General features: G+C 52.1%; 34 protein-coding genes and 1 pseudogene. All 35 read left to right on the forward strand.

Annotation, left to right across the window (positions count from 1 at the left end; genetic code table 11):
- Window positions 1-151: 151 nt before the first annotated feature.
- A complete protein-coding gene (locus OGW16_RS22570) occupies window positions 152-1,072 on the forward strand; it encodes a hypothetical protein (RefSeq protein ID WP_275222593.1) in 921 nt (306 codons plus the stop codon).
- A 12-nt stretch (window positions 1,073-1,084) separates the two neighbouring features.
- A complete protein-coding gene (locus OGW16_RS22575; protein WP_048236548.1) occupies window positions 1,085-1,657 on the forward strand; it encodes a hypothetical protein in 573 nt (190 codons plus the stop codon).
- A 125-nt stretch (window positions 1,658-1,782) separates the two neighbouring features.
- Window positions 1,783-2,181 (forward strand): putative holin, encoded by a 399-nt coding sequence (locus tag OGW16_RS22580; RefSeq protein WP_177711779.1) that lies wholly within the window; start codon window positions 1,783-1,785, stop codon window positions 2,179-2,181.
- Window positions 2,178-2,453 carry a phage holin family protein gene (locus OGW16_RS22585; RefSeq protein WP_286518925.1) on the forward strand — a complete coding sequence of 92 codons (276 nt, stop codon included), beginning with the start codon at window positions 2,178-2,180 and terminating at the stop codon, window positions 2,451-2,453. The genes OGW16_RS22580 and OGW16_RS22585 overlap by 4 nt, the downstream gene beginning before the upstream one ends.
- On the forward strand, window positions 2,408-2,893 hold the full coding sequence (locus tag OGW16_RS22590; RefSeq protein ID WP_239043391.1) for a lysozyme: 486 nt from the start codon (window positions 2,408-2,410) through the stop codon (window positions 2,891-2,893). The genes OGW16_RS22585 and OGW16_RS22590 overlap by 46 nt, the downstream gene beginning before the upstream one ends.
- Window positions 2,890-3,435: a hypothetical protein gene (locus tag OGW16_RS22595; RefSeq protein WP_286518928.1), complete on the forward strand. Its 546-nt coding sequence runs from the start codon at window positions 2,890-2,892 to the stop codon at window positions 3,433-3,435. The genes OGW16_RS22590 and OGW16_RS22595 overlap by 4 nt, the downstream gene beginning before the upstream one ends.
- Window positions 3,436-3,511: 76 nt before the next feature.
- Window positions 3,512-4,516: a tyrosine-type recombinase/integrase gene (locus OGW16_RS22600; protein ID WP_094542901.1), complete on the forward strand. Its 1,005-nt coding sequence runs from the start codon at window positions 3,512-3,514 to the stop codon at window positions 4,514-4,516.
- Window positions 4,517-4,762: 246 nt separating this feature from the next.
- Window positions 4,763-5,365, forward strand: a complete 603-nt coding sequence (locus OGW16_RS22605; RefSeq protein ID WP_286518930.1) for a hypothetical protein — start codon at window positions 4,763-4,765, stop codon at window positions 5,363-5,365.
- A gap of 198 nt (window positions 5,366-5,563) precedes the next feature.
- A complete protein-coding gene (locus OGW16_RS22610; RefSeq protein WP_286518932.1) occupies window positions 5,564-7,177 on the forward strand; it encodes a TerL protein in 1,614 nt (537 codons plus the stop codon).
- Between the two features lie 5 nt (window positions 7,178-7,182).
- A complete protein-coding gene (locus OGW16_RS22615) occupies window positions 7,183-8,634 on the forward strand; it encodes a DUF1073 domain-containing protein (protein WP_286518934.1) in 1,452 nt (483 codons plus the stop codon).
- 70 nt (window positions 8,635-8,704) lie between these two features.
- Window positions 8,705-9,238, forward strand: a complete 534-nt coding sequence (locus OGW16_RS22620) for a phage minor head protein (RefSeq protein ID WP_163184071.1) — start codon at window positions 8,705-8,707, stop codon at window positions 9,236-9,238.
- 261 nt (window positions 9,239-9,499) lie between these two features.
- Window positions 9,500-10,702 carry a DUF2213 domain-containing protein gene (locus OGW16_RS22625; protein WP_286518936.1) on the forward strand — a complete coding sequence of 401 codons (1,203 nt, stop codon included), beginning with the start codon at window positions 9,500-9,502 and terminating at the stop codon, window positions 10,700-10,702.
- A 3-nt stretch (window positions 10,703-10,705) separates the two neighbouring features.
- A complete protein-coding gene (locus OGW16_RS22630; protein WP_286518937.1) occupies window positions 10,706-11,200 on the forward strand; it encodes a structural cement protein Gp24 in 495 nt (164 codons plus the stop codon).
- A gap of 13 nt (window positions 11,201-11,213) precedes the next feature.
- Entirely contained in the window at window positions 11,214-12,155 is a 942-nt protein-coding gene (locus tag OGW16_RS22635; RefSeq protein WP_286518939.1) for a DUF2184 domain-containing protein, read from the forward strand.
- A gap of 42 nt (window positions 12,156-12,197) precedes the next feature.
- The gene (locus OGW16_RS22640; RefSeq protein ID WP_286518941.1) at window positions 12,198-12,482 is read left to right on the forward strand and encodes an STY1053 family phage-associated protein; all 285 of its coding nucleotides are present in this window, start codon (window positions 12,198-12,200) and stop codon (window positions 12,480-12,482) included.
- Window positions 12,451-12,867 (forward strand): DUF4054 domain-containing protein, encoded by a 417-nt coding sequence (locus OGW16_RS22645; RefSeq protein ID WP_286518943.1) that lies wholly within the window; start codon window positions 12,451-12,453, stop codon window positions 12,865-12,867. The genes OGW16_RS22640 and OGW16_RS22645 overlap by 32 nt, the downstream gene beginning before the upstream one ends.
- Window positions 12,867-13,373, forward strand: coding sequence for a hypothetical protein (locus tag OGW16_RS22650; protein ID WP_286518944.1), 507 nt, complete (start codon window positions 12,867-12,869; stop codon window positions 13,371-13,373). The genes OGW16_RS22645 and OGW16_RS22650 overlap by 1 nt, the downstream gene beginning before the upstream one ends.
- Window positions 13,373-13,777: a head-tail adaptor gene (locus OGW16_RS22655; protein ID WP_181633535.1), complete on the forward strand. Its 405-nt coding sequence runs from the start codon at window positions 13,373-13,375 to the stop codon at window positions 13,775-13,777. Before OGW16_RS22650 ends, OGW16_RS22655 begins: the two co-directional genes overlap by 1 nt.
- The gene (locus tag OGW16_RS22660; protein WP_048236530.1) at window positions 13,770-14,315 is read left to right on the forward strand and encodes a phage neck terminator protein; all 546 of its coding nucleotides are present in this window, start codon (window positions 13,770-13,772) and stop codon (window positions 14,313-14,315) included. Before OGW16_RS22655 ends, OGW16_RS22660 begins: the two co-directional genes overlap by 8 nt.
- A 3-nt stretch (window positions 14,316-14,318) precedes the next feature.
- The gene (locus tag OGW16_RS22665) at window positions 14,319-15,464 is read left to right on the forward strand and encodes a DUF3383 family protein (RefSeq protein WP_286518946.1); all 1,146 of its coding nucleotides are present in this window, start codon (window positions 14,319-14,321) and stop codon (window positions 15,462-15,464) included.
- Between the two features lie 11 nt (window positions 15,465-15,475).
- The gene (locus tag OGW16_RS22670) at window positions 15,476-15,916 is read left to right on the forward strand and encodes a DUF3277 family protein (protein ID WP_003826314.1); all 441 of its coding nucleotides are present in this window, start codon (window positions 15,476-15,478) and stop codon (window positions 15,914-15,916) included.
- Between the two features lie 3 nt (window positions 15,917-15,919).
- Entirely contained in the window at window positions 15,920-16,372 is a 453-nt protein-coding gene (locus OGW16_RS22675; RefSeq protein WP_278085809.1) for a phage tail assembly chaperone, read from the forward strand.
- A 23-nt stretch (window positions 16,373-16,395) separates the two neighbouring features.
- Window positions 16,396-16,560 (forward strand): DUF6889 family protein, encoded by a 165-nt coding sequence (locus OGW16_RS22680; protein WP_023229521.1) that lies wholly within the window; start codon window positions 16,396-16,398, stop codon window positions 16,558-16,560.
- A complete protein-coding gene (locus OGW16_RS22685; protein WP_286518948.1) occupies window positions 16,550-18,532 on the forward strand; it encodes a lytic transglycosylase in 1,983 nt (660 codons plus the stop codon). The genes OGW16_RS22680 and OGW16_RS22685 overlap by 11 nt, the downstream gene beginning before the upstream one ends.
- Window positions 18,532-19,119 (forward strand): phage baseplate protein, encoded by a 588-nt coding sequence (locus tag OGW16_RS22690; RefSeq protein WP_044702737.1) that lies wholly within the window; start codon window positions 18,532-18,534, stop codon window positions 19,117-19,119. Before OGW16_RS22685 ends, OGW16_RS22690 begins: the two co-directional genes overlap by 1 nt.
- Window positions 19,119-19,421 carry a phage baseplate plug family protein gene (locus OGW16_RS22695; protein WP_044702738.1) on the forward strand — a complete coding sequence of 101 codons (303 nt, stop codon included), beginning with the start codon at window positions 19,119-19,121 and terminating at the stop codon, window positions 19,419-19,421. The genes OGW16_RS22690 and OGW16_RS22695 overlap by 1 nt, the downstream gene beginning before the upstream one ends.
- Before the next feature lie 2 nt (window positions 19,422-19,423).
- Window positions 19,424-20,488: a hypothetical protein gene (locus OGW16_RS22700; RefSeq protein WP_115455350.1), complete on the forward strand. Its 1,065-nt coding sequence runs from the start codon at window positions 19,424-19,426 to the stop codon at window positions 20,486-20,488.
- A 2-nt stretch (window positions 20,489-20,490) separates the two neighbouring features.
- Window positions 20,491-20,844: an STY1065/STY2022 family phage-derived protein gene (locus tag OGW16_RS22705; protein WP_130061015.1), complete on the forward strand. Its 354-nt coding sequence runs from the start codon at window positions 20,491-20,493 to the stop codon at window positions 20,842-20,844.
- Window positions 20,845-21,014: 170 nt separating this feature from the next.
- On the forward strand, window positions 21,015-21,833 hold the full coding sequence (locus tag OGW16_RS22710) for a hypothetical protein (protein ID WP_286518953.1): 819 nt from the start codon (window positions 21,015-21,017) through the stop codon (window positions 21,831-21,833).
- Window positions 21,817-22,200, forward strand: a complete 384-nt coding sequence (locus OGW16_RS22715) for a hypothetical protein (RefSeq protein WP_286518954.1) — start codon at window positions 21,817-21,819, stop codon at window positions 22,198-22,200. Before OGW16_RS22710 ends, OGW16_RS22715 begins: the two co-directional genes overlap by 17 nt.
- A gap of 61 nt (window positions 22,201-22,261) precedes the next feature.
- Window positions 22,262-23,014 carry a Gp138 family membrane-puncturing spike protein gene (locus OGW16_RS22720; RefSeq protein WP_286518956.1) on the forward strand — a complete coding sequence of 251 codons (753 nt, stop codon included), beginning with the start codon at window positions 22,262-22,264 and terminating at the stop codon, window positions 23,012-23,014.
- Window positions 23,014-23,367, forward strand: a complete 354-nt coding sequence (locus OGW16_RS22725) for a contractile injection system sheath initiator (RefSeq protein WP_286518958.1) — start codon at window positions 23,014-23,016, stop codon at window positions 23,365-23,367. The genes OGW16_RS22720 and OGW16_RS22725 overlap by 1 nt, the downstream gene beginning before the upstream one ends.
- Window positions 23,368-24,567 carry a baseplate J/gp47 family protein gene (locus OGW16_RS22730; RefSeq protein WP_286518960.1) on the forward strand — a complete coding sequence of 400 codons (1,200 nt, stop codon included), beginning with the start codon at window positions 23,368-23,370 and terminating at the stop codon, window positions 24,565-24,567.
- Window positions 24,564-25,244 carry a baseplate wedge 1 family protein gene (locus tag OGW16_RS22735; protein WP_286518962.1) on the forward strand — a complete coding sequence of 227 codons (681 nt, stop codon included), beginning with the start codon at window positions 24,564-24,566 and terminating at the stop codon, window positions 25,242-25,244. Before OGW16_RS22730 ends, OGW16_RS22735 begins: the two co-directional genes overlap by 4 nt.
- Window positions 25,244-25,678: pseudogene (locus tag OGW16_RS22740) on the forward strand (gp53-like domain-containing protein); the annotation flags it as partial. The gene OGW16_RS22735 and the pseudogene OGW16_RS22740, both read left to right, overlap by 1 nt.

Below are 25,678 nucleotides of genomic sequence, written 5' to 3' on the forward strand. Positions count from 1 at the left end.
TCCTGTATGCTTCTGATTATGGAGTATAACGCCCTGTAAATAATTAATCTCAAAAAGCCCGCTACTTTGCGGGTTTTTTATTTGTGATCACTTTATTTTTTTCGCTGCTAAGTTACTGTATGTTCGTGAACAAAATTTAAGTGGTGGCATTGTGCTTTCTAACAACGAGCGTTGGGTTTCTTTTTTTGATTTTGCTTTGAGTCCTACACATCCAGCAGCGCCAAGCATTCCGATCGCTGATATTCTTACAAAGCTTAACCTGCTGGTGAATGCAGGCAATGCTGTTAAGCTTTACAACAATGGTTCTAGAGCGGTCAGAATTTCAGAAATGAAATATGCAGTCGGGGGGCCACAAGCCACGTTGCTTATTCAACTGAGCGATAAGAACGGATCAGATCCCGTTTTTGGTGAGCTTACTACAGGAAATCTACGGGTAGAGCCTAAGCTTGCAGGGGAAGGCATCGCAGTTTCTTGTCATATTGTGATTTCTACTGAAGTTGTACCGCACACAGCAGATCATTACAAAACACTCGTTGAATCTGTTCCGGGAATAAGCAAGTCGGTTCTCGAGCCTTTTTTGAACGCAATGCTGCGAGAAGCATTCGTAGGGTGTGAGTTTAAAAATCCAGCAACAAAGGCCATGTGTCAACATAGACCAAAACTTGATATCTTCTCCCATGGTTCTCAGACGCTGATGGATGCCCTAAAAGGTGCAAAACTTCATAACGTTAAGCTTGTGAGCACAAGAAGGAAAGGTGGATTGGACCAAACGGCGTACACTGAGCTTTCAGAAAGGTCCGTAAGGTATAAAATCATTAGACAGCCGCCATTGAAAGATAAAGAAAGGTTGTTAGAGATTTTAAGAAAGAAAGGGCAGCAGTCTGGATATACCAAGGTTTCAATTAGTTACTCAAAAGATGGCAAGCAAGCCAGTTTGGATCTTGACCGTAACGAAGATGCTGCCACAAAACTGTTCACTAAAAGTGAGAGGGTAATATTAGGTAACCTCATCAACCAATGTGAAAGCACAGTACATCTGCAGCTTGAAACGAAAATGATAGGGTTGCTCTAACGGGAGTTTCATATGAAACTTTTTTCGCCGCTGAGTTATCTCCGCATCAAGCATGAGGAAAAGGACTGGTATGATTACAAAATACCAGCTGCAGTGTCTCTTATTGTCACTATTGTTTATTATTTCCATGCTAGCAAAATTTCTTTAATCGAGACTAATGGGCTCCTGCTTCAGGTTAATGGATTACTTCAAGTCTTGATTGGTTTTTATATCGCAGCACTGGCTGCGGTTTCTACTTTTTCTAGCTCTTCGATCGACGAAGTAATGGCGGGCGTACCTCCGACTCTAGTAGAGAAATTCCGAGGGCAAAAGCTTACTGTCGAACTGACGCGCAGGCGCTTTGTTTGTTACCTTTTTGGTTATCTAGCTCTTGTGAGCTTTATGTTATTTTGCTTGGGGATGATTTCTATTCTGATTGGGAAGCCTTTCCATTTGTGGCTGCTCACATTCTGGTCCCCTGATGCAATCTTGTGGCTTAAAACGGTGTTTGTTGGCGTTTATATATTCATCTTAATGAATATCATAACAACTACTTTGCTGGGACTTTACTTCCTTGCAGTTCGGTTCCACCAATCATCGCTGTAAAAAAATCTAAATACTTTGAGGCTGCCTTCGGGCGGCCTTTTTTATTTCAGGCTCACGGGAATCATCCGCTACGTGCTTTGTGTTAAATCCAGCCCGATAGCCCGAACCCTACACACGGAAAATATATGTCTGATCCATTAACTGTAGCAGGTGGGGTTACCGCCGGGACTGTGGGGGTGACACTTGCTACCCTATTTCCCGAAGCAACTCCAGGCGTAATGCTTTTCTCCCTCGGAGGTGCTGCGCTCTATGTGTTGACGTCTGAGCCGCACCAGATATGGAAACAGGCGATATTCGCGATCATTTCTTTTCTGGGCGGTGTCTCTTTCGCAGTGCCGATGGCGACAATTATGGCTGGCGTTATTAACTCCGCACTGAGTTTGCTGACACCACCAGTTACCATCGAAGTATCACCAAATATCGGTGCGCTGGTGGCCGCATCCATTTCGGTCGCTATCCTTCTTCGCATTTTGTCCAAATCCAAAAACGGGAGCCTTCCCGGACTGGACGGGGGTGATGAATGACATGGGATTCGCTGATGCTTCACGCAAACGCGGTGATCTGTCTGCTGATAATGTTCCGTCTGATGTTCTTCAATAAGACGGGAAAATCTTATCGGCTGGGCGTCTCGTTGTTTGCGTACCTGATTATTCTGTCCGCCGGGTATACCGCATTCCGGATCATCCACGGTGATTACATGCAGGTCGATCCAGGTGAGTTCATGCTGAATGCGACGGTTTGCGTTGCGGTATGGCTGGCCGCTGGGAACCTGGCAAAATTTGTGAGGGCAACGTAATGCAAACCAGTGATAAAGGCATCGCCCTGATCAAAGAGTTCGAAGGCTGCAAACTCACAGCCTACCAGGACAGCGTCGGCGTCTGGACGATCGGCTATGGCTGGACTCAGCCTGTCGACGGAAAACCGATCCGCGCCGGGATGACCATTAAGCAGGAAACGGCAGAGCGACTACTGAAGACCGGACTGGTCAGCTACGAAAGCGACGTCTCGCGGCTGGTCAAGGTTGGACTGACTCAGGGCCAGTTCGATGCGCTGGTGTCGTTCACGTATAACCTCGGTTCAAGAGCACTGTCGACATCAACTCTCCTGCGTAAACTTAACTGCGGTGATTACACCGGCTCTGCAGACGAGTTTCTACGCTGGAATAAAGCTGGTGGCAAAGTCCTGAACGGGCTGACCCGTCGGCGAGAGGCGGAGCGCGCTCTGTTTCTGTCGTGATCACCTTTGCTGATATAAAAGCTGCATGGCGTTCGATAGCGCTGGTGTCTGTGGTTATCGTTGTTGCTGTGTTGTGTGTCCTGCTGGCAAACAGTCGATCTGACGTTGCTACCCTGAAGAGTGATAATGACGTTCTGCGAAGTGACAACACCCTGCAGGGTATGGTTATCGCTGTTCAGGCCTTCAACTTCAACCGGTTTAACCAGGTGGCCGAAAACGCCAGCCGACTTAACTCGCTGGTTGATGCCAGCTCAGATAAAACGGTTATCGAATACCGGGAGATCCTCCGTCGTGAAAAAACCTGTGATCTGCCTGTTCCTGCTGATGTCGCTGGTGGGCTGCTCAAATACACGCACCGTTTACGTTCCAGCGCAATGCACACCGATTCCGGGAACGCTGACGCAGCCAGTGATGGCGCCACTTCCACCAGCTCGCTGACGTATTGCCAGGCTGTTCTCTGGATCAAGCCGCTACTGGCCGCCATCGAAAAAGCGAATAACCAGCTGGCTGGAATTCGTGAAATTGAAAAGGGCAGGCAATGACTATTGCCAGCATGACATTACAAAAGCCGTTCACCGAGTGGCTTTGATAATGTTTTTTGAGTGAGGATTGTTCAGTATGGCTTCGATAAAAGAATCCACTGATGCCAATGGACAATCAAAATATTACGTCCACTGGAAGGATGAAAAATCCGGTCATGGACGCCGCCGCATTTTTAAGAATATTGATGATGCCGCACATCTTTTCTGGCAAAAACAGAATATCGAGCTGGATTGTCGAACTGCCAGCTGGAGCGGAATAAACCATTCATGGACTTTCCGAAAGTTAATTCTGTTTTATCTGGGCTATCAGGCTGGCAAGCTGGAAAAAAATATCATACGGCTGTCGTCTTATACGAAATGCCGTCACGATCTTCTCGCTGTAGACGGGCCGATACTGGAAAAAAACATTCTTCATATCAGCCATCGGGATATCGTTGATTCGGTTCGCACCGGCTGCCATCGCTGGATTCGTTCGGCTTTCTTCCTGCTGGTGGAAAAGCGGCTCACCACTTTTAACCCTGTTGACCGTCCCGCGCGCCGAAAGCGTCGACCCATCACCATACCGCCATCATCATCGGTCAGAGAGCTACTGAATAACGCGCCAGTTCGTGAGCGCATCGCGTGCTGGCTCGGGATTTGTGGCCTTCGTATCGGTGAGGCTCTGGCGGTTACTTATAACGACGTGTCAGCCGAATGGATCGACATCCGGGGGCATGTAGTTGACGGTGTGATACATGAGGGGCTGAAAAGAGGTGTGGAGCGCCGGGTACGGATGCCGCGTGAGCTTTTCGCGTTGCTGGATAAAAGTAAGCTTGGTTCCTCTGAGCCTCTTATCTGCAACCAGTTTACCGGCGCATGCCTCGCTACCAGCTATGGCACTCAGGGTATTCTCGTCAGAACCCTGAACGACTATGGCATTAAGCGATTCCATCATCTTCGCCACTTTGCTGTATCTCGCCTGGCAAACAAAGGCGTCGATATTCTGAAGGTTTCCCGACTTATTGGACATTCGAACATCAAAACTACGATGGACGTTTACGGACACCTGTTCGGGGAAGTAGTGGAGATGGATTTAGACTGAGTTATCCACATAGTGGAAATATTAGGGCGATCCACTATCTCCCCATTCTGCGCGGCCTCATGGCATTAAATCGCAGTTTTGGCGAAAAATAGATAACTCCGCATTTTTTCGACGTTTTAATTCCGCACTCAAACCCAGCAGGCTTGCAGCCCCGGAGTGGATTTTTTCTCAGAATTATTCCGCACGCAAAATGCGGAAAAATGATTTTGAACAAAATATAAACAGCACCCGATTTCAGGTAAGCGTATGGCCCGAAAAAATAGCTTTAAGAAGGCCTACGTCGGTATCGTTCTTGACATGGCCTTAGCCCGTAACAAGATCTCAAACCGCATGGTTGCCCAGCGACTGGAAATTGACGAGGCGACTATCCGCAACTGGCGTAAGGAACATGCCGACTTTAACCGTGCCTTTACCGAGGCTCGCGAAGTTCTGATGGAAAGGATTAACAATGTTGCAGGTAAAAACCTGGACGTTCGTAAGCGAAAGACTGTCACTAAATCCCCCGATGGCCTGAAAACAACGGTCGAGGATGTCTTGCCAACACACAATGATGTTGCGGTGTTTGCCAAAGCCCTTGGCCTCGGACGCAGCGTTTATGGGGAAGAAGACCGTCAGCGTGATGTGCTTCGCGATGTGATGAAACACAAGGTGGCCGGGAAATACTCCGCGCTGGAGGCGGCGCAGCTACTTGAGGCTGAGGGGATTAAGGTTCCGCCCACTCTGCTTATGGAGCTGGGAGCACCGAAAATTTTCGAATCGTTCAACAATATGGACGAGGCAGCCAAAGCTGACGCGGCGAACCTGACCCCACAGGAAGCAGCAGATATCTACAAAAAATACCTAGGCTGAAAAATGCAAAAACAGGCGTTTCGAACCAAAAAAACGCTATGCACTTTTTGACCCGTTTTATGCACGTTTTATTCATCCCGATTTGACCACTTTTCTGTTCGAAACAGAGGCTTCACGCCGTTTGCGTGATGGGGGCTGTTGCGCCAGTGCGGGTAACGACCATTATGTTAAATCGGGGCGTTTTTGAGGAATTTTTCTGTGCCGATCCCGTTCCCCTTTGACTTCCGCAAACCGGACTATACCGCCGTGTTTGAGTGGAGAATGGAGAGGCTGGAGCGGATCAGGAAAGCGCCTGAAATGCTTCCGGCACTCCGTGAGTTTTACCGTACTAACCCAGCCCAGTTCATCATCGACTGGGGCATGACGACGGACCCGCGTAACCTCGATTATGGCCTGCCTGCCACTATCCCGTTTTTGCTGTTCCCCCGCCAGGAGGAATGGATTAACTGGATCATGGACAGGCGCGCCAGTCTTGAGCATGGACTTACAGAAAAAAGCCGCGAAATGGGGCTGAGCTGGACCTCTATCGGTCTGGCCTGTTCGCTTTGCCTGTTCAACAAAGAAATGGTGATCGGGTTCGGTTCCCGTAAAGAGGAATATGTCGACAGCACCGGCGACCCGAAAGCACTTTTCTGGAAAGCGCGTAAGTTTGTCGAGCTGCTGCCGGTAGAGTTTCGCGGTTCATGGAGTGACAAAAAACATGCTCCTTACATGCGCGTGGAGTTCCCGGAAACGGGCGCGGTGATTAAGGGAGAGGCTGGCGATAACATTGGCCGTGGTGACCGTACCACGCTTTATTTCGTGGATGAGTCGGCATTCCTCAAACGGCCATTACTCATCGATGCTGCGCTCTCCCAGACGACCCGCTGCCGTATAGACCTTTCATCCGTCAACGGCATGAATAACCCTTTTGCCCGTAAGCGCCACAGCGGAAATATCCCGGTGTTTACGTTCCACTGGCGCAGCGACCCGCGCAAGGATGATGAGTGGTACCGCAATGAATGTCTGAAAATTGATGATCCGATTATCGTTGCTCAGGAACTGGACCTGAACTACAGCGCATCCACTGAGGGGATTCTCATTCCTTCTGAATGGGTGCAGGCTGCTGTCGACGCGCATATCAAACTGGGTATTCAGCCCAGCGGCCAGCGCCTCGGCGCAATGGATATCGCAGACGAGGGGAAAGACAAAAACGGCTTTTCCTGCCGCTATGGCTTCCTTCTGCAGAACGTTCACGAATGGTCTGGCATTGGCAGCGACATCTACGCCTCTGTCGTTAAATCGTTTGGGTATTGTGACGATTACGGTCTGGATGAGTTCCGTTTCGATGAGGACGGTCTGGGGGCCGGTGCGCGTGGTGATGCTCGCGTGATAAACGAACTCAGGCAGGCTGAAGGCCGGGGAACAATCACAGCTACGCCTTTCCGTGGTAGCGGTAGCGTATTCGATCCGGAAGATGAAGCCGTTCCTGGTGATAACGGTAAAGCGGCGCGCCTGAATAAAGACTTCTTCGCGAACGCTAAAGCACAGAGCTGGTGGCATCTTCGCAAGCTGTTTCGGAACACCTTCCGCGCGCTGAACGGGATGGACTACAACCCCGACGAAATCATTTCTATAAGCAGCGAGATAGAAAATATTGACCGCCTGCTGATGGAGCTTTCACAGCCTACGTGGTCGAAAAACGCCGTCGGTAAAATCCTCGTGGATAAACAGCCGGAAGGAACGAAATCACCAAACTTGGCTGACTCCGTGATGATCAACTACGCACCGATGGATTCCTCTCTCGACATCTGGTCCAAACTTGGAGCATAACCGCTATGGCGAAAAAAACAGGAAGAGTCGCCACAGCGGACTCTTACGATAACTTTGTTGCTCGTGTTGGCCTGCAGCAGCCAAATCAGCATGCAGCATCAACTTACCGTGCCAATTACACTAGCCGCAACCGTCTGCTGGTGGAGTGGGCCTATCGTTCATCGTGGATTATCGGTGCTGCTGTCGATGCCAAGCCTGACGATATGACGAAAAAAGGGGCCAGAATCACCAGCGAAATCGATCCGAAGCGCCGGGGTATTCTGGAAGCCAGATTTGAAGAGCTGAAGTTATGGGAACGGCTGAATCTCGTTCTGAAATGGTCAAGGCTGTATGGCGGTGCCGTGGGGTTAATCCTCATCGAGGGTCAGGCACCATTGACGCCGCTGGTGCTGGATAAAGTAGGGAAAGGCAGCTTTAAAGGCCTCGCCGTGCTTGACCGCTGGATGATTAACCCGAACCTCGGGCGGCGTATCAAGACGCTTGGACCGGAGCTTGGTAAGCCTGAAACCTACGATATTGTGACCTCGGCGCAGGGTATTCCCCCGTGGACGGTGAACTATAGCCGACTGATTCGCATGGATGGCATAACCCTCCCGTATCAGCAGGCCCTCACGGAAAACGAGTGGGGGATGTCCGTTGTAGAGCGGATCTTCGACCGCCTGACATCGTATGACAGTACGAGTGTTGGTGCGGCACAACTCGCTTACAAAGCGCATCTGCGCACGGCAAAAATCAAGGAACTGCGCAAAATTATTGCAATGGGTGGAAAGCCATACGAAGCGCTGCTCAAACAAATGGACATGGTACGCCAGTTCCAGACTAATGAGGGGATGTCTCTTTTTGATTCAGAAGATACCTTCGAGACGCATTCCTACTCGTTTGCCGGGTTATCAGACCTGCTGAGTGAGTTCAAAGAAGACATTGCCGGTGCCGTTGGTATTCCGCTGGTTCGATTGTTTCGACAGTCACCGAAGGGGTTTTCAACGGGCGATTCCGATCTGGCTAACTACTACGACGATATTGGTGCACTACAGGAAAACACCCTGAGAGCACCGGTTCGGCTGCTTTATGACGTGCTTCATCGTTCGGAGTTTGGCGAACCACTGCCTGACGATTTCACTTTTGAATTTAACCCTCTGTGGCAGATGTCAGACGTTGACCGTTCAACCGTAGCGAGCAATACCACTACCGCACTGGCAACCGCTGTGCGTGAACTGGGAATGCCTCCTGCCGCTGCACTAACCGACCTCAGGGAAACGGCGCGCGTGACAGGTATCGGCGCATCAATTACCGATGAGGATATCGACCATGCGAAGACCCAGTGGTCGGAGGATGAATCTGAAACCAGCCCTCCGCCGACGTTCGGAAATACAGTACCGCAAAAGCCTGTTGGCGATAGCAAACCAAATCGGGGAAATCGTAGCAGGCTCTTACGATGGTTCACAGGCCAGCGCTGACAAAACCGCCAGCACCCTTGTGGACTATTCGGACGTCATCAGCGACTGGGCGGAAATGGTTGGTCGCAAAATGTTTGCCCAGGTTGAGCGTGAAGAGTGGAACCAGTGGCGATCTGTCTCGGAAGAAATTGCCGCTGGTCTGCGTGATGTGGTGGGTAACACTCCTGTTGGGCTGGTGGCGCAGGATATCGTTTATCGTCAGATCCAACTGATGAAGTCCCTTCCTCTGGAGGCTGCTGATCGCGTGATGGACATTCAGCAACGCGCAATGCAGGCGGTTATCACTGGCGAACGTCCGGATCAGCTCTACGAGATGATTATGGCTTCCGGAGATGTGACCGCCAGCAGGGCGCAACTGATTGCCCGTACGGAGATTGGCCGCGCAACTGGTGCGTTGACTCAGGCCCGGGCCCTTTCGGTTGGCTCAGAGGGATACTGGTGGCGTATTGAAGGTGCAGGGACGCGTAATTCTCATCGAAAAATGAAAGATAAATTCGTTCGCTGGGATAACCCGCCGACCTTGGACGGCATGACCGGACACGCCGGATGTTTACCGAACTGCAAATGCTGGCCGGAAGTACAGATACCAGAGCCGAGAAAGTGAAAAATACGGCGTTGAGCATTCATTTTATGCGAGCTGAAATACCCGCGAAATGTTATGGAAATGTTGTATTCGAAAAGACCGATTTTCAGCCCAGTTAATCGCTACTTTTACGGCTTTAAGGGGACATTTTAATCGAGTTCATTTTCGTCGGTGCGGGTAAGAACTCTTATGTTAAATAGCCCGTAATTTTGAACATTTTTCCCATCTCACAAGGCCGCCGCTGAGCGGCCTTTTTACTGCCCGCAATCCAGCAGGTAAACCATGAAATATTTCTTTAAAACCCGCCTGGGTAACACCCGTTTCCAACTGGCAGACGGCTCGGTGCTCTTTAAGGACGTGCCGATAGGGCGCACCGGCGAGCAGGAGTATGACGCCACAGAACGTCCTGAGTTGGAGCCGGATGCACGAGGAAAGGTGATTGTCAGACGCACGCCGGAAGAGGTTTTTAGCGAACGTGCGATGGCTTCCTTTGAAGGTATGGCGGTGACAATCGGTCACCCTCGAGACTTCAACGGGGAAATTATCTTTGTCACTCCGGAGAACTGGCGCCAGTTAGCCAACGGGCACATTCAGAACGTCAGGCGCGGGCAAGGTTCAGTATCCGACCTGTTGCTTGCTGATGTCATTGTTAAAACCCCCGAGGGCCTACAGGCTATCGACGATGGTGATGATGAGGTCAGTTGTGGATATGACGCTGATTATGAACAAATCTCACCCGGCCTCGCAAATCAGTCTGCGATAACCGGTAACCATCTGGCCCTTGTCCCAAACGGGCGGGCCGGTTTCCGCTGCAAAATAGGGGATGCTATGCCTAGCACGACTAAAAACTGGTTTACCCGGCTTTTAAAGGCCCGTAAAACCAACGACGCCGCCGAAATGGCGAACCTGATCGATAACCCGCCAGACAATATGACTGGTGATAACGACGATGTGACGTCATCCATGACGCCTGGCGGGGTGGTGATTAATCTCTCGCCTCAGGCCCCGATGCCTGCACCGACACTGCCAGTAACCACTGATGCGGAAGAGGATATCCCGGAATGGGGTAAGGCGCTGATTGCCGCAGTGGCAAAGCTCACCCCGACTGCACCGACTACGGTCGATGAGGATGAGGACGAAAAAGGCGAGGTGGAAGGCGCTGTGACAGGTGATGCCGCCTACCGTGCCGACCTGATTCAGCCGGGTATTCAACTGCCGACGAAAGCGAAGCCCACGGCCTTTAAACGCCAGATCCTTGCCGCTGCCGATCAGACGCTGGTTCGTTCCATCGTTGGCGATGCGGATGTTACTGGCCTGAAAAAAGCCACCGTAGATATGGCGTTTAACGCCGTGTCTGAACTGGCTAAAAACCGCAATACCGCCGCGCAGACTGTCGACAGTTTCCGCACGATGACAACCAACACCACAAAATCTATCGCGGAAATCAATAAAGCCGCGAAAGAACTCTGGGCTAAACGAGGCTAAAACATGGCTAACACCATTCTTTACCGGATGCCTGCGGGCATTGCCGGGGGTATTTCACGCCCACAGGATTTAACCGTAGAGCCGCATATTCTCGATGCGAATAAACCGTTCCCGGCGTATGGGCTGGGCGGGAAGATTGTCGCGGGTAAGTTTGTTCCCATCGAGGCAGCCGACCCGGTGACAGTAATGGCGGGTATTTTTGTGCGTCCTTATCCGACGGCTTCGCAGCCCGACAAGATTCGCCAGGTTGGCACCGGCTACAACTTTGCCGGCGACAATCTGAAGCGCGGCTATGTCACGGTCAATATCGGCGGTGACGCCTCTGCTGTTGCTCTCTATGCCCCGGTATTTATGCGCGTCGGTACTCCGACCGCCGCAAGCCCGCTGGGTGCATTCCTCGCGGTTGCCGACGATGCAAACACCGTTCAGATCACCAATGCCTATTTCAATGGTCCCGGCGACGCCGAGGGCAACATTGAACTGGCATATAACATTTAAGGGAGCATGACAAATGCCAATGACCTTCGATCAGGCAACAGTCGACAGCACTGGTGCTTTTCTGGTTCACGAGCTGGAGCGACTCGACCAGACGCTGAACCTCCCCCTGACGTCTCAGACGTGGAGCCGCGATATCGAACTGCGTGAAGATGTTTCTATCGCGGATGAGATGAGCTCTTTCACCAACACCACGTTTGCGGCCGCTGGCTCTCCGAACGCGAACGGTAAGAACTGGATTAACCAGTTAGCCACTGCCATCTCTGGGCTGAATGTCGATATCACAAAAACAGGTTTTCCTCTGGAACTGTGGGGGATGGAGCTGGGCTGGACGGTGGTTGAACTCGCCGCTGCCGCTCAGGTTGGCCGTCCGATTGACACCCAGAAGTACGAAGGCATGCAGCTGAAGTGGAACATGGACACGGACGAGCAAGTGTATATCGGGGATGCGGCAAAAGGTGCTAAAGGGCTGCTGAACTTGTCGCAGGTTACGCCGACAAACGCGGCGAAGACTTTCGCAACATCCACCCCTGACGAAATTCGCGCAGCCATCAACCAGGTGCTGAGCAATGCATGGACCCGCTCCGCGTATTCCAAGGTACCGGAAGACCTGCTGATCCCGCCGGACCAGTATTCCTTCCTGGCAAGCACGATTGTTTCTTCTGCGGGTAACCAGTCTCTGCTGACCTACCTGGAGACCAACACCATCGCTTTCCACCAGAACGGCAAACCGCTGAACATCCGTCCGGTGAAATGGGCTATCGGTCGCGGCGTTGCAAACAAAGACCGCATGGTGGCGTACACGAACGATAAAAAGTTTGTCCGCTTCCCGATGGTCCCTCTGCAGAGCGTTCCGATCCAGTACCGCGGCATTTACCAACTGGTGACCTATTACGGCAAGCTGGGTGCGGTTGAACCGGTCTATCCGGAAACCCTGAACTACATGGACGGCATCTAAGCCTGTAGCCCCGGAAACGGGGCTAACCCCTGAGGATTTGCGATGAAAAAGAAAATCTACGTACTGGCCCCGTTTAATTTTAACGATGGCACCAGTATTACCGCTTTTGCAGCAGGCTTTCATGACGTTGAAGGCGACGTGGCGGATCACTGGTTTGTGAAAGCGCATTGCTCGCCTGACGGTGAAGCTCCGGCGCTTGAGGACGACCCGCGCATTGCCGGGCTTGAAGCGCTGGCGGCAGAGCAGGCAACCCGCATTGCCGAGCTTGAAGAACAACTTGCAGAGGCTAAAGCCAATGGCAAAAAACAAAAGCCTGCCGACGCCTGAGAAATTCCGCGCTGACTTCCCGCAGTTCGCTGATGAAACAAAATACCCCACGACGATGATTCAGGCCCGCCTCTCTCTGGCGGATGTGCTGATGAGTGAATCCCGGTTCGGTGAAGACATTTTCTCCTATGTCGTTGAGTTATTCGTCGCGCATTACATGGCGCTTTACGCGGCTGACATGCGCGGTGCGGCGATCGGGAGTGCCGGTGGTGCAAACAGCGGGGTACAGACATCGAAATCAGTGGACAAGGTTTCTGTGAGTTATGACGCCAGCATGACCATGAATCCTGATGCGGGTTTCTGGAACAACACCCGCTACGGCGCTGAATTTTGGGAATACTTGATGATTTTCGGTGCCGGGGCTATTCAACTGGGGACGCCGTAATGAAAAGTGGCCTGGCGATACGTGCGGACAATGCCGAGTCTGTTCTGGAATCCCTCAGACAGTTATCCGGAATGGATGTGCTGGTGGGAATACCTGAGGATAAGGCAGGGCGTGAGGACGGCTCACCGATTAATAACGCGGAACTGGGCTACCTCCACTCAACGGGCGCAACGGTGGAAATCGACGGTACGACAGTCACACTTCCCCCGCGTCCTTTTCTGGAGATGGGGATCGAGGACTCAAAACCCCGAACAACTGCGCACCTCAAAGCAGCGGCAAACGCCGCGCTGGAGGGGCAGACTGAATCAGCAGTGCGTGAGCTGGAGAGCGCCGGACAGATTGCCCGTGATGCTGCAAAAGCTGTTATCGGTGCTGGCGACCGACTGCACCCTCTTTCTGAGAAAACCCTCGAACGCAGACGTGCTGAGGGCATTCCCGGCGACAAGCCGCTGTATGCACACGGTTACCTGTTGCGCTCAATTAACTACGTCGTGAGGAAAAAATAATGCCTCTTCTCGATGTGAGCGATGTTCTTCTCGATCCCGACTTCATGGACACCAGTCTGGTGTGTCACCGGCAGGTTCAGACGGTGGATGAGGACAATTTCGCGAAAAACACCGTTCAGGATATCCCGTTCTCTGGCGTGGTGACGGTTGACCGTTCTCTGGAAGCCAGGCGAATGGAGGCAGGCCAGAACATCAGCGGTGCGATCCTCATCGTGACGCAGTTCAGATTAACTCAGGGCCAGCCCGGTACAGACAGCACCCCGCGACTTGATGCCGATATCGTAACCTATAACGGACGCGACTATCGCGTGACGTTCGTCGACCCGTACACCAGTTACGGCGCCGGATTCGTCCAGGCACATTGTGAGCTGGTGGATTTTAACGGAGGGACGCCAGTTGAGTAACGACAGCACCGTGCGCGGGTATCTGACGCCTGTCGGGGATAGCCCACAGTATGACGAGGCGCTGGAGCGAGAAATTAGCCGGTGGATTCGTGGTGTTTCTGGCCTGCCGGCCTCTCTGGTTTTTCCCCGATGGACTGACCCGCAGCCGCAGATCCCCAACAACGGGGTGACGTGGTGTGGCTTCGGTATCACTACCGTTCCGCAGCCGTTAAGCCAGTCCGATGTTCAGGTGTCGGAAGAACAATCCGAGCAATGGATATGGGAGCAGGTCACAGTGATTTGCTGCTTCTATGGGCCTCAGGGAGCCAGCACGGCATCAACTTTCCGCGCGGGGATATTCGTCGAGCAAAACAACGCCGAGCTGAATCGCTCGGGACTTTCGCTGGTGGAGGCCGGGACTATCTACAACCTGCCAGAGCTCATTAATAACCAGTGGGTGAGGCGCTACGACCTCACCATAACGCTGTCCCGCAAAAACATTCGTACCTACAACGTCCGGACGCTGCAAGATGCGCCCGTCTCATTTTTCGGAGACTAAATTATGCCGCAGGGATTACCTGTATCTAACGTCGTGAATGTCGACGTGATCATTGGGCCGCGTGCGGCTACTGGTCGAAACTTTGGTTCGCTGCTCATTCTCGGGAGCTCAACGGTTATCCCGGTTTCTGAGCGCATTCGCCTCTACTCATCCCCGGAAGATATCGGCACAGATTTCGGCGTGGATAGCCCGGAATATGAAGCCGCTACGGTGTATTTCTCGCAATCACCGAAACCTCAGCAGGTGTATGTCGGTCGCTGGGCTAAAACGCTGGTATCGGCTGAAAGCGGTTCGACGGAAACACTGCTGCAGGCTGTGAACGCCGTACTGAATTACACGAGCTGGTATGGCCTTGCCGTTGCTGATGATGACGATATCGACGACGCTGACTGGCTGAGCGTGGCCGCCGCGATCGAGTCTTCCAGTCTCAGCCGAATTCTGGCGATTACCACTGCAGAGCCTGAGACGGTAAACGCGACCTCCACTACCGACCTGGCTTATAAGCTGAAGGCGGCAAAATACGCTCGCACGTTTGTGCAGTATTCCACCAGCAGCAAGTACGCCGCGCTGTCTGCGTTTGGCCGTGCGTTTACTGTGAATTTCAACGGCAGTAACACGACCATTACTCTGAAATTCAAGCAGGAACCGGGTATCACCTACGAGACTCTGGATCTCAGCCAGGCTAAGGCGCTGGATGCCAAAAACTGTAACGTTTACGTGTATTACGAGAACGATACGGCAATTTTGCAGCAGGGCGTCATGTCCAGCGGTGATTTCTTCGATGAGCGCCACGGGCTCGACTGGCTGCAGAACTACGTTCAGACCAACCTCTATAACCTGCTCTACACCAGCACAACCAAAGTCCCACAGACTGATGCGGGTGTTACACGTCTTCTTTCCAATGTTGAGAAATCAATGGATCAGTCTGTCACGAACGGGCTGGTGGCTGCTGGCGTCTGGAATGGTGGCCCGATTGGGCAACTGGATTCCGGCGACACGCTGACAAAAGGCTATTACGTCTACGCGCAGCCGATTTCCGAGCAGGCGCAGGCAGACCGTGAAGCACGTAAGGCACCGGTTATTCAGGTGGCCTGTAAGCTGGCGGGTGCGGTTCATTTCGCTGATGTGCAGATCAACGTCGTTCGCTAAGGAGAACATGAATGTCTACCTATTCTTTTATGGACGTCACGGCGTCACTCTCCGGCCCGACCGGCGAGATTGATCTGGGCTACGGTTCCGCCAGTTCAGAGGAGGGGATCACCGTTGCAATGGGCGGTCCTAAAAACACCATGACAATTGGTGCTGATGGCGAAGTGATGCACAGCCTGCACGCGGATAAAAGCGGCACGGTAACCGTCAATCTGCTGAAGACCTCGCCGACAAACAAAAAGCTGTCGCTGGCGTATAACGCACAGAGTCAGTCCTCAGGCACCTGGGGAAACAACGTCATTGTGATCCGAAACAAGGTGAGCGGAGACATCATCACGGCGCGCAGCGTGGCGTTCCAGAAACAGCCGGATAACGCCAACGCTAAAGCCGGTAATACGATGCCCTGGGTGTTTGACTGCGGCAAAATCGACCAGGTTCTCGGGGAGTTCTGATAGATGGAATGCAAAATCAAAGACCACGATTACCGCGTGGCAAAACTCAGTGTGTTTGATCAGTTGAAAGTGACGCGCAAACTGCTGCCGGTACTGGCGGGCATGATGGCAGATTTCGGGAGCATTCGCTCCCTTCTGCCTGCTGACGGTAAAATCGATAGTGCTAAGTTTGATGCGCTTAAGCCGGTGTTTGAAACCCTGCTACCGCGCATCGCTGATGTACTGTCTTCCCTGAGCGAAGAAGATACCAACGCGATTATTCATCCGTGTCTGTCTGTGGTTTCACGTAAGCATATGGACGGATGGACGCCAGTATTTAACAGCGGGCAGTTGATGTTCGACGATATCGACCTGCTGACCATGCTCCAGCTGGTGGCGCGGGTGGTCGCCGATTCGCTGGGAAATTTTTTGCCCGTGAGCCCTACCAGCGTGACGCCGGACCAGCCTCAGGGCTAACCCTCAACAGCCTGCCTGACGGGCTGTCTTATCTCCTTGACCCGGTTGATGCCGGGTTAATCCCTTATTACGCGCTGAAGGATGGATCAGTCGATCTGTGCGATATCGCGCTGATGAATGACCATCTGGCCGTTAAGGCTGACAACCAGCGCCGTATTGAGAAATGGAGAGAGGATAATGAACGCTGAGACTATTAAAGATTTCCTCGTCTCGCTCGGCTTCGATATCGACGAGGCTGGTGCGGCTAAATTTGATTCAGTCCTTGCTGGTACGACCGCAAACGCCATCAAAATGGGACTGGCCGTCGAGGGGGCTGCGCTTTCGGTAGTGGCCTACACGGCGAAAATTGCCTCCGGTCTGGATAACCTCTACTGGGCGTCACAACGTACTGGTGCCACCGTTCAGGGCATTCAGTCGATTGGTTACGCTGTTTCTCAAATGGGCGGCAGCGTGGACGCAGCACGCGGATCACTGGAAAGCCTCTCCCGGTTTGTACGTAACAATCCCGGTGCGGAAGGTTTCCTGAACCGTCTGGGCGTACAGACGAGAGACGCCAGCGGTAACATGCGCGACATGGCCGCCATTTTTACGGGCGTCGGCCAGAAGCTCAGTAGCATGCCGTATTACCGGGCTAACCAGTATGCGCAGATGCTGGGTATTGATGAAAATACCCTCATGGCAATGCGCCGGGGTGTGGGCGGTTTCTCCGGGCAGTACAGTGCGATGGCGAAGGCTATCGGCTTCAATGCTGACGAAGCGGCCAGAAGCTCCAATAAATTCATGACCTCCCTGCGCGAGTTCGGCGCGATGGCAGGCATGGCCCGTGACAAAATCGGCTCTAATCTTGCTGGTGGCCTTGCGGGTTCGCTGGACACGCTGCGCCGCCACATCCTCGATAACTTCCCGCGCATTGAGCAGACCCTGACGAAAGCCATAAAAGGCATTCTGGCACTCGGGGATATTATCGGGCGGCTGTTCTTCCGGCTTATCGAAGGTGCATCAGACCTTATCACCTGGTGGCAATCGCTGGACAAGCAGACGCGGGAGCTGATCTCGCTGTTCGGCGCACTGACGATAGCGCTGCGCATTCTGAACAGTACGTTCTGGATGTCACCGATTGGCCTGATAACCGCGATGGCGGCGGGTATTGCTCTCTTGTGGGAGGATTACAAGACCTGGAAGGAAGGCGGTCAGAGCCTGATTGACTGGGGGAAATGGAAACCTGAAGTCGACGCCGCGCTGAAGATGGTTCGTGACCTGAAAGCGACCGTTAACGACCTGACGAAAGCACTGACGAAACTACTCAATATCGATCCGAAATCATGGTCCCTGAAGTGGGATTTCAGCAACTTCATCGACCAGATGGGCGAGTTCAGCAAGATGTTGAACATGATCGCCGACCTGCTCAACGCCATTAAAGATGGTCGCTGGGCTGATGCTGCCAGCATCGGCAAACAGTTGCTTAATCAGGGAAGCGATAAGCCGTCAGCAATGCCAATGGTGACCGACAGCGCCAACGGTACCGCCGACTGGATTAAAGAGCACTGGGGCTTCGATCCTCGCAGCGTGGGCCGAACGGTGCGCGGCTGGTTTGGCGATGATGAACCAGAACAACATGCACAAGCCGTTAAACGTGGTGAACGGAATAATAATCCCGGAAATTTGAATTTTGCAGGTCAGGCGGGAGCTTCACTGGAAAGTCCTGGCGGACGGTTTGCCAGATTCGAAACATCCTTTGACGGTTTACGGGCGCTTTCGCGACAGTTGATGTTATATGCCGGACGAGGAATTAACAGTGTGGAGAAAATTATCTCTACATGGGCTCCCGCATCAGATAACAACAACACCGCTGCTTATATTCAGGCTGTTTCTCAGCGGCTGGGGGTAGATCCTCGTGTTGCCCTGAATATGAAAGATCCACAAACCATGTCTGCATTAATGAGTAGCATTATTCACCATGAAAATGGGCGAAACATCTATTCAAGGGAGCTAATCGGGAAGGCTGCCATCGCAGGAATTGGCGGTGCTCAGGTTAGCCAGAAGAACACTTATCACATCTACGGTGGAGGTGATCCGCGTTCTGTCGGTACTGAGGTCGAGCGCCGGCAGCAGTCGGCGAACGCCCAGGTTATGCGCGGCAATCAAACGAAGGTGGGCTAATGGATATTCTCTCTACGCTCTTTCAGCAGCAGAGCCGGAAAATAGGAATGATTGTCCCCGACGTCGTTGTTTCTGAAAAGCACAGCGACACGCTGGAGATAACAGAGCACCCGGTCGAGGTCGGGGCCGCCATCGCTGACCATGCCTACAAAAAACCGTCTGAAGTGGTGATGGAGGTTGGTTTCGCTGGTGGCGGAGCGTTGCTGGATTTTGCCAGTAACCTGACGGCTACCAGCCTGCTCGGGCTGAGTCCCCAGCAGACGTATCAGGAGATACTCGACCTGCAGGCTAGCCGTATTCCTTTCGATGTGGTGACCGGCAAACGGCTGTACAGCAACATGCTGATCCGCGCGCTGGAAGTGACGACAGACAAGACAACCGAAAACGTCCTGTCTGCTGTCCTCACCCTAAGGGAGGTTCTTATCTCGCAGACGCAGCAAATCACCGTTGCGGATAAAACCAACATGAAGGACGGCGCCAGCACGTCGGCGGTACTCAATACTGGCACCAAAACTACTAAGCCGCCAAATACCTCACTGCTGCAAAGCATATCGAACAACGCGGCGTCATTACTGGGGCTCGGCTAATGGCAATTCAGGAAATCCCGCTGACAGCGGATAATCAACAATTCAGCATCATCCTGGCTGGTACCACCTGGCGGATTAGCATCACCTGGCGCGATCTGTACTGGATTATGGATCTGCAGAACGACAGAGGGGAGCCGGTAATCTCCGGTATTCCTCTCGTCACGGGTGCTGACCTGCTGGCGCAGTACACCTATATGGGGCTTGGTTTTAAGTTGGTGGTGGTCTGCGATGACAGCACTCAGGATTATCCGACGAAAACTGACCTCGGCGGACGCAGTCATTTACTGGTATCAACGGAGTAAGTATGTCACAGAACTGGATGAGACATTTCGAGCTGCAGCTCGTGGACGAGAACGGGCAGGGTATTGAGCTCAGCGATTTTAAAGTGACCTTTACGATTGACTGGTTCAACATCAGTAGCGCGTCACGCGTGGGAACGTTCAAAATCTATAACCTGTCAGCTGATACGGTGAACCGCATCACCGGGCAGGAATTTTCTAAGGTGCGGCTCATCGCTGGCTATGATGGCATAGCGTCGGAGGTGGCAGCCAGTGACGTCGGCATTGCGCGGGAAGTCGACGCCGACACGGTGGGCCAGAGTGATGGACGCAACTACGGACTGATTTTCAGCGGTGAAATTCGCTACTCGGTCACAGGAAAAGACAGCCCCATTGATTCCTATGTCCTGATTCAGGCAGCCGATACGGATCTGGCTTTTGCCACCAGCATAACCTCGCAGACTCTGGCAGCCGGTTACACGGTCGCAGATGTGAACCGTGCGCTGATGAAAGACTTCGAGGCCAAAGGCGCGGCCGAAGGCCTGACGCCTGAAATGCCTGCTACCGTATTCCCTCGAGGGCGGGTGCTGTTTGGTATGACTCGGCATCTTATGGATAACGTGGCCGGACAATGTGGCGCAACATGGCAGTTCGTGGACGGTCAACGCCAGATGGTGGCGAATAACGAGTATGTTCACGACGCGATTGCGCTCAACAGCGCCACCGGGCTTATCGGCATGCCGCAGCAGACTATCGGCAACGGCGTAAACGTCCGTGCGCTGATTAACCCGAACATCCGGGTTAACGGGCTCATTCAGCTGGATCAGGCTTCCGTGTACCGCACCGCGCTGTCAAATAACGATATTGCTATGGCTGGTGGGCAGATCACCGACCAGAACACGGACGGTAATATCACGCTCAGCGGCACCACAGCACAACCTGCCAGCATCGCAACGGATGGCGTTTATATTGTGCGCGGGATTATGTACACTGGCGATACAAGGGGCCAGGCGTGGTACATGGATATGATGTGCGAAGCGCGTGGCGCGGCGGACCTCCGTTCGTCGTCGTCTTTACAGCGGGAAGGATAAGAATGAAAAAGTTGATTGTTATCGGACTCTGTTTCCTGCCTGGGTTAGCTTTTGCTGCAAATCCCGGCGGCATCACATTGCAATGTGGTGGTTACAAATTGGAGTTGGTTCCTGACTCATTGTTCAGGATTAATGGTGAGACTGTTACCTCCCAGAAAATCAAAACTCTCGGTAATGGAAACGGTATGAAGGCAGACATGGGGCTTATGCCTGCCAAAGACGGTAACAACTACGGCTTTGAATACATTCGCCGTCCGGGTACCGAAACGCGATTCCTGAATGTCCAACTGCTGCAGAACAGCATGGACGCGCCGAAAATCATCGGATCTTTCCCGTGTAAGAAAGTTGATGGTTGAATTTCAATATTGCGCTTTAAATCGTGGCAACCCAATGCCTGTAAAGCTACATTGTAATAAATGCACAACATAAGTTGTTGTGGCTGGTTGACTCAAACCATAATAACACAGACAATCTCTTGCCCCTGTTCAAGGGTTCTTTCTGGACAAACACCATAGAGTGAGACTTTGTGACGCAGCTCAAGACGCAAGAAGATAGGGATATTGATACAACCAATCGTATACTTGCAAACATAAGGCCGTATTTGTTCTTAGAGCAGAAAATTACGGATTTCGTTGCAAAACGTATGTTGGCTCAGGCAGAAGAGATCCGAACAAAAGGTTTAAAATCTGTAACTTTGGGTACGATCTACTATTCTTTAAACAATCCTGAGCTTGGTTCTGAGCTAATGGAAGAGGCGCTAGCGTTGCGCCCTCAAGATTGGATAACTTGGCGTCAGTTTTCTTTGTGTAGCTTTTGGCGTTGTGGGCCTATTGAAGCGCGAGAAGTTACGCGGCGTTCACAATGCTATGTTGTGAGCCCATTGATCGCTCGTGATGCCTTGTTTTATGCGATGAATACTGGTGATTTTGGGTTCATGCGTGAAATGTATTCTCTACTTACCAAGACCAATATGTTGGAAGAGGTTTTCCCGAAAGGTTATGAGAAAGAGAGGTGCGACATGGATAACGGAATGAGCTACTTAGAACTTGCTGAAAAAACTGGCAAGTCAAAGACTATTAAGCATCTCGCTGAAATCATGTACGACGAATTGAATCTTGGGCAAAAATTGCAAGCTGTAAACCATTTAATTGATGTTTCGGAATATCCTGATGAAACATCATTGCTTTATGAATTGCATGTTCCTAATCTTAATCCTCAAGTTTGTGCAGCCATGAATTTAAGTCTCATAGCTAAACGTGCTGATGAAGGATTGATTGATTGGGAGGTTGGCGCTGTTTTTGTGAGTGAGTCAGAGGAAGATAAAACTGATGCCTGTAACGTCTGATGATTTCTTGGATTTAGCATGTGATTTCGAATCAGCGGTTGACGAAATGCAACTCAGAAACTCGGTAAGCCGGGCATATTATTCCGGTTATTTGCATGTTATCGATAGGGTTCAAAAGGCTGGTATAGCTCTGTCGACTGCACCATCAGGAATGCACGATAAACTGATTAATTCTCTAAATTCAAATCTTTGTGCAGCACTCAATGGAGGCATGCCTCCGACCAAACAGTATGAACTGGCAGGCATTTTGCACCTAACTAAACAGTTGCGCACTAAGTCCGATTATAAGCTATCAGAAACAGTCACTCAGTATGACAAAGACACAGCGATAGCGAATGCCAGACAAATCAAGTCAATGCTACCTTAATTCAGTATTCGAAAAGAAAACCCGCCTAACGGCGGGTTTTTTGCTTTTAGGAGCCGACCAAATGGCATTATCTGACCAGACCCGCAGCGGCGACCTTGCCGAAACATTCAAATCTGAGCGGGAAACCACTAAAAACCAGATCCGCGTAGCTTTGCCTGGCATCGTTCAGTCATTCGATCCCGGCGCGGTTACGGTAGTTGTGCAGCCTGCTATCCGTTCGGTTGAAACCGATAACGACGGGAACCGCGTTACCAATAACTACCCGCTGCTGGTGGATGTGCCAGTGGTTTTTCCGCGCGGCGGGGGATGCACGCTAACGTTCCCGGTTAAAGCCGGTGATGAATGCTTGGTGATTTTTGCCGATCGCTGCATCGATTTCTGGTGGCAGAACGGCGGGGTGCAGGAGCCTGTCGACGAGCGGCTGCATGATTTATCAGATGCATTCTGTATAGTTGGGCCACAGTCGCAGGCGCAGAAAATCAGCGGAATCAACACGGGGGCTGCTCAGTTGCGCAGCGACGACGGAAGCACGTTCTTTGAGCTCAACCCCACTACGCAGAAAATTAAAATCGTAGCGCCTGGCGGTCTGGATGTAGTTACCCCTCTGGCCGACTTCTCGGAGAAAGTCACTATTCACGGGCTCCTGTCCTGGTTGGGCGGCATGGTTGGTTCTGTTGTCTCAGGCGTCGCATCCAAAATTACTGGCGCAGTCGAGTTTATCGGTACCGTCAAAGCTAACGGTAAATCCATCGACAATACGCACACCCACGGAGGGGTACAGCGTGGCAACGATGATACGGATGAGGTGAATTAATGCGATACAGACGTGAAGGTGCCGATGGTGATTACACCTTTGGCAGCGGCGATGATACCTGGCTGATTAACTCGCCTGAAGCCGTGGCGCAGGCTGTGAAAACGCGGTTCGAATTATGGTATGGGCAGTGGTTTCTCGATACCACAGAGGGAACACCGTGGATTCAGTCTGTGCTCGGTAAACAGAAACCCGAAACCTACAACCTGGCGATCCGTAAGCGCATCCTCGAAACACGGGGCGTTAAATCCATTCTCTCTTTCAATACGACAGTGAACACAACGACGCGCCGCGTCCAGTTCTTCGCTGAAATCGACACTTTCTACGGAACAACGACAGTAACCAGCGAGGCATAAATGGCCCTCAATTTGGACACACTCGGCTTATCGGCAACGGTAACCGCTGAGGGGATCAGTGCGCCTGATTACCAGACGATACTCGATACCCTGACGAGCTATTTCCAGCAGATTTATGGTAGTGACGCTTATCTGGAGCCGGACAGCAAAGACGGTCAGATGGTGGCGCTGGTGGCGCTGGCTATTCACGATGCCAATAACACGGCCATTTCCGTCTATAACTGCTTTTCACCTGCTACAGGTTACGGCGCAGCGCTGACCAGTAACGTGAAAATTAACGGTATCGCGCGTAAAGGGGCGACGAACTCTACCGTGGATCTGGTTTTAACCGGTACCGCAGGGACAACCATCATTAATGGCACCGTGAAGGATACTAATAATGTGATCTGGCGTCTTCCTGTCTCGGTGACGATCGGTGTTGGTGGCACTGTGACGGTAACTGCAACCTGCTCAAACAGTGGAGCGGTAGCCGCGCTGACGGGGACCATCACGACCATCAATTCGCCGACTCGCGGCTGGACATCGGTAACAAACCCAGCAGCGGCCACTGTAGGCGCACCGGCAGAAACCGACGCAGAGCTGCGCATCAGGCAGGGGCAGAGCGTCGCGCTACCGTCCATCACACCGTTTGAAGGCGTCGACGGCGCGATCGCCAACGTCGCTGGTGTGACACGTCACAAGCTCTACGAGAACGATACTGGGACAACTGATAGTAACGGGCTGCCCCCGCACTCTATTTCCGCGATTGTTGACGGTGGCGATGTGACAGAAATTGCCCAGACAATCCGGGGGAATAAGGGGCAGGGAACGGCGACTTACGGGACGACCTCTGTCACGGTACCGGACACTTACGGCAATCCACACGTGATCAGTTTTTCGCGTTCTACTGATGTCCCAATTTACGGACATATCACGTTGAAAGCCTTTGCCGGTTACACGTCGCAAATCGGTGTGCAGATTCAACAGGCAGTAGCGGATTACATCAACGGGCTGACGATCGGTGATTCGGTTCTGCTGAGTCGCATTTACTCTCCGGCAAACTTGGGCGTGGTCAGTGGTGGCAGTGCTCGTTATTACGATATTCAGGAGCTGCTAATTGGCAAATCAACCGGAACTGTAGCGGCGGCAAATATCAATATTGCATACAACGAGTCAGCATCCTGTAAGCCTGAAAATATTGTTCTAACGGTGACGTCATGAGCAAGTACACAGACTTAATCACCAACTATCACGCCACTAAGCCCAGATTCTTTGATCACGTTGATCTGAGTACACGGCCACTGATTGATATCACTGCGGCCACCAAGGGACTGGTGAGCGCTTTCGATATTGATACCGCTGTCGGCGTCCAGCTCGATATCCTCGGTCTGTGGATTGGGCGCAGTCGAATCGTCAGCCAGCCAATTAGCGGCGTTTATTTCAGCTGGGACACTGACGGGGTTGGGTATGACCAGGGCATCTGGCAAGGGCCATATGATCCTGATTCTGGCTATACGACGCTGAGTGATGAGACGTACCGCATCATTCTGAAAGCGAAAATCGCTATCAACAACTGGGACGGTCGGAACGACTCTCTGCCTCCCATCCTTGACGCTGCGACTGCAGGCTCAGGCCTGAGGATGCAAATTGTCGACAACCAGGACATGACGATATCGGTCTGGGTATTCCCCGAGACTGATATTTCTGATGTGTCACTCGAACTGATAGCTGCTATCAAACAGGGCTATCTCACCGTTAAAGCTGCTGGCGTATGGGCCGGTGATGTTGAAACGCCTTCGGTAGAAGCACCATCTGAGGGCTCTAAATTCTTTGGGTTTGATATGGATAACGAATACATCGGCGGGTTCGATGTTGGAGCATGGGGGACAATACTCTAATGGCAACAAACAACTTTAAACCGTTCGCGACAGCAGCGAATGCTAACGTGATGTCTCAGGCTGACTGGGAAGCACTACCGGCGCTTTTGTCCGGCTTTATTAGCGGGCCAGCAAAATCAGCGCAGGTAAACAAAGCCATTCGACAGGCCAGCTTTATTGCGGCAGCACTGGCACAGTATACAGCCAACAAAAGTGGGATGGACGTGCTTGATGATGGTGACCTGAACGGCTTTATCTCCAAAATGGGGACCGCTTTTGGGAAGGATTTCCAGGCGCTTGATGCCACGCTGACGGCATTGGCTGGGCTCGAAACCGGTGCAAATAAACTCCCGTATTTCACTGGAAATGATACAGCAGCGCAGACTGATTTAACTTCTGTAGGCCGTGACATTATCGGGAAAAATACTATTGCAGACATTCTCACATACCTTGGT

The organism is Citrobacter sp. Ce104 (genome assembly GCF_030334595.1).
GTDB lineage: Bacteria > Pseudomonadota > Gammaproteobacteria > Enterobacterales > Enterobacteriaceae > Citrobacter > Citrobacter europaeus.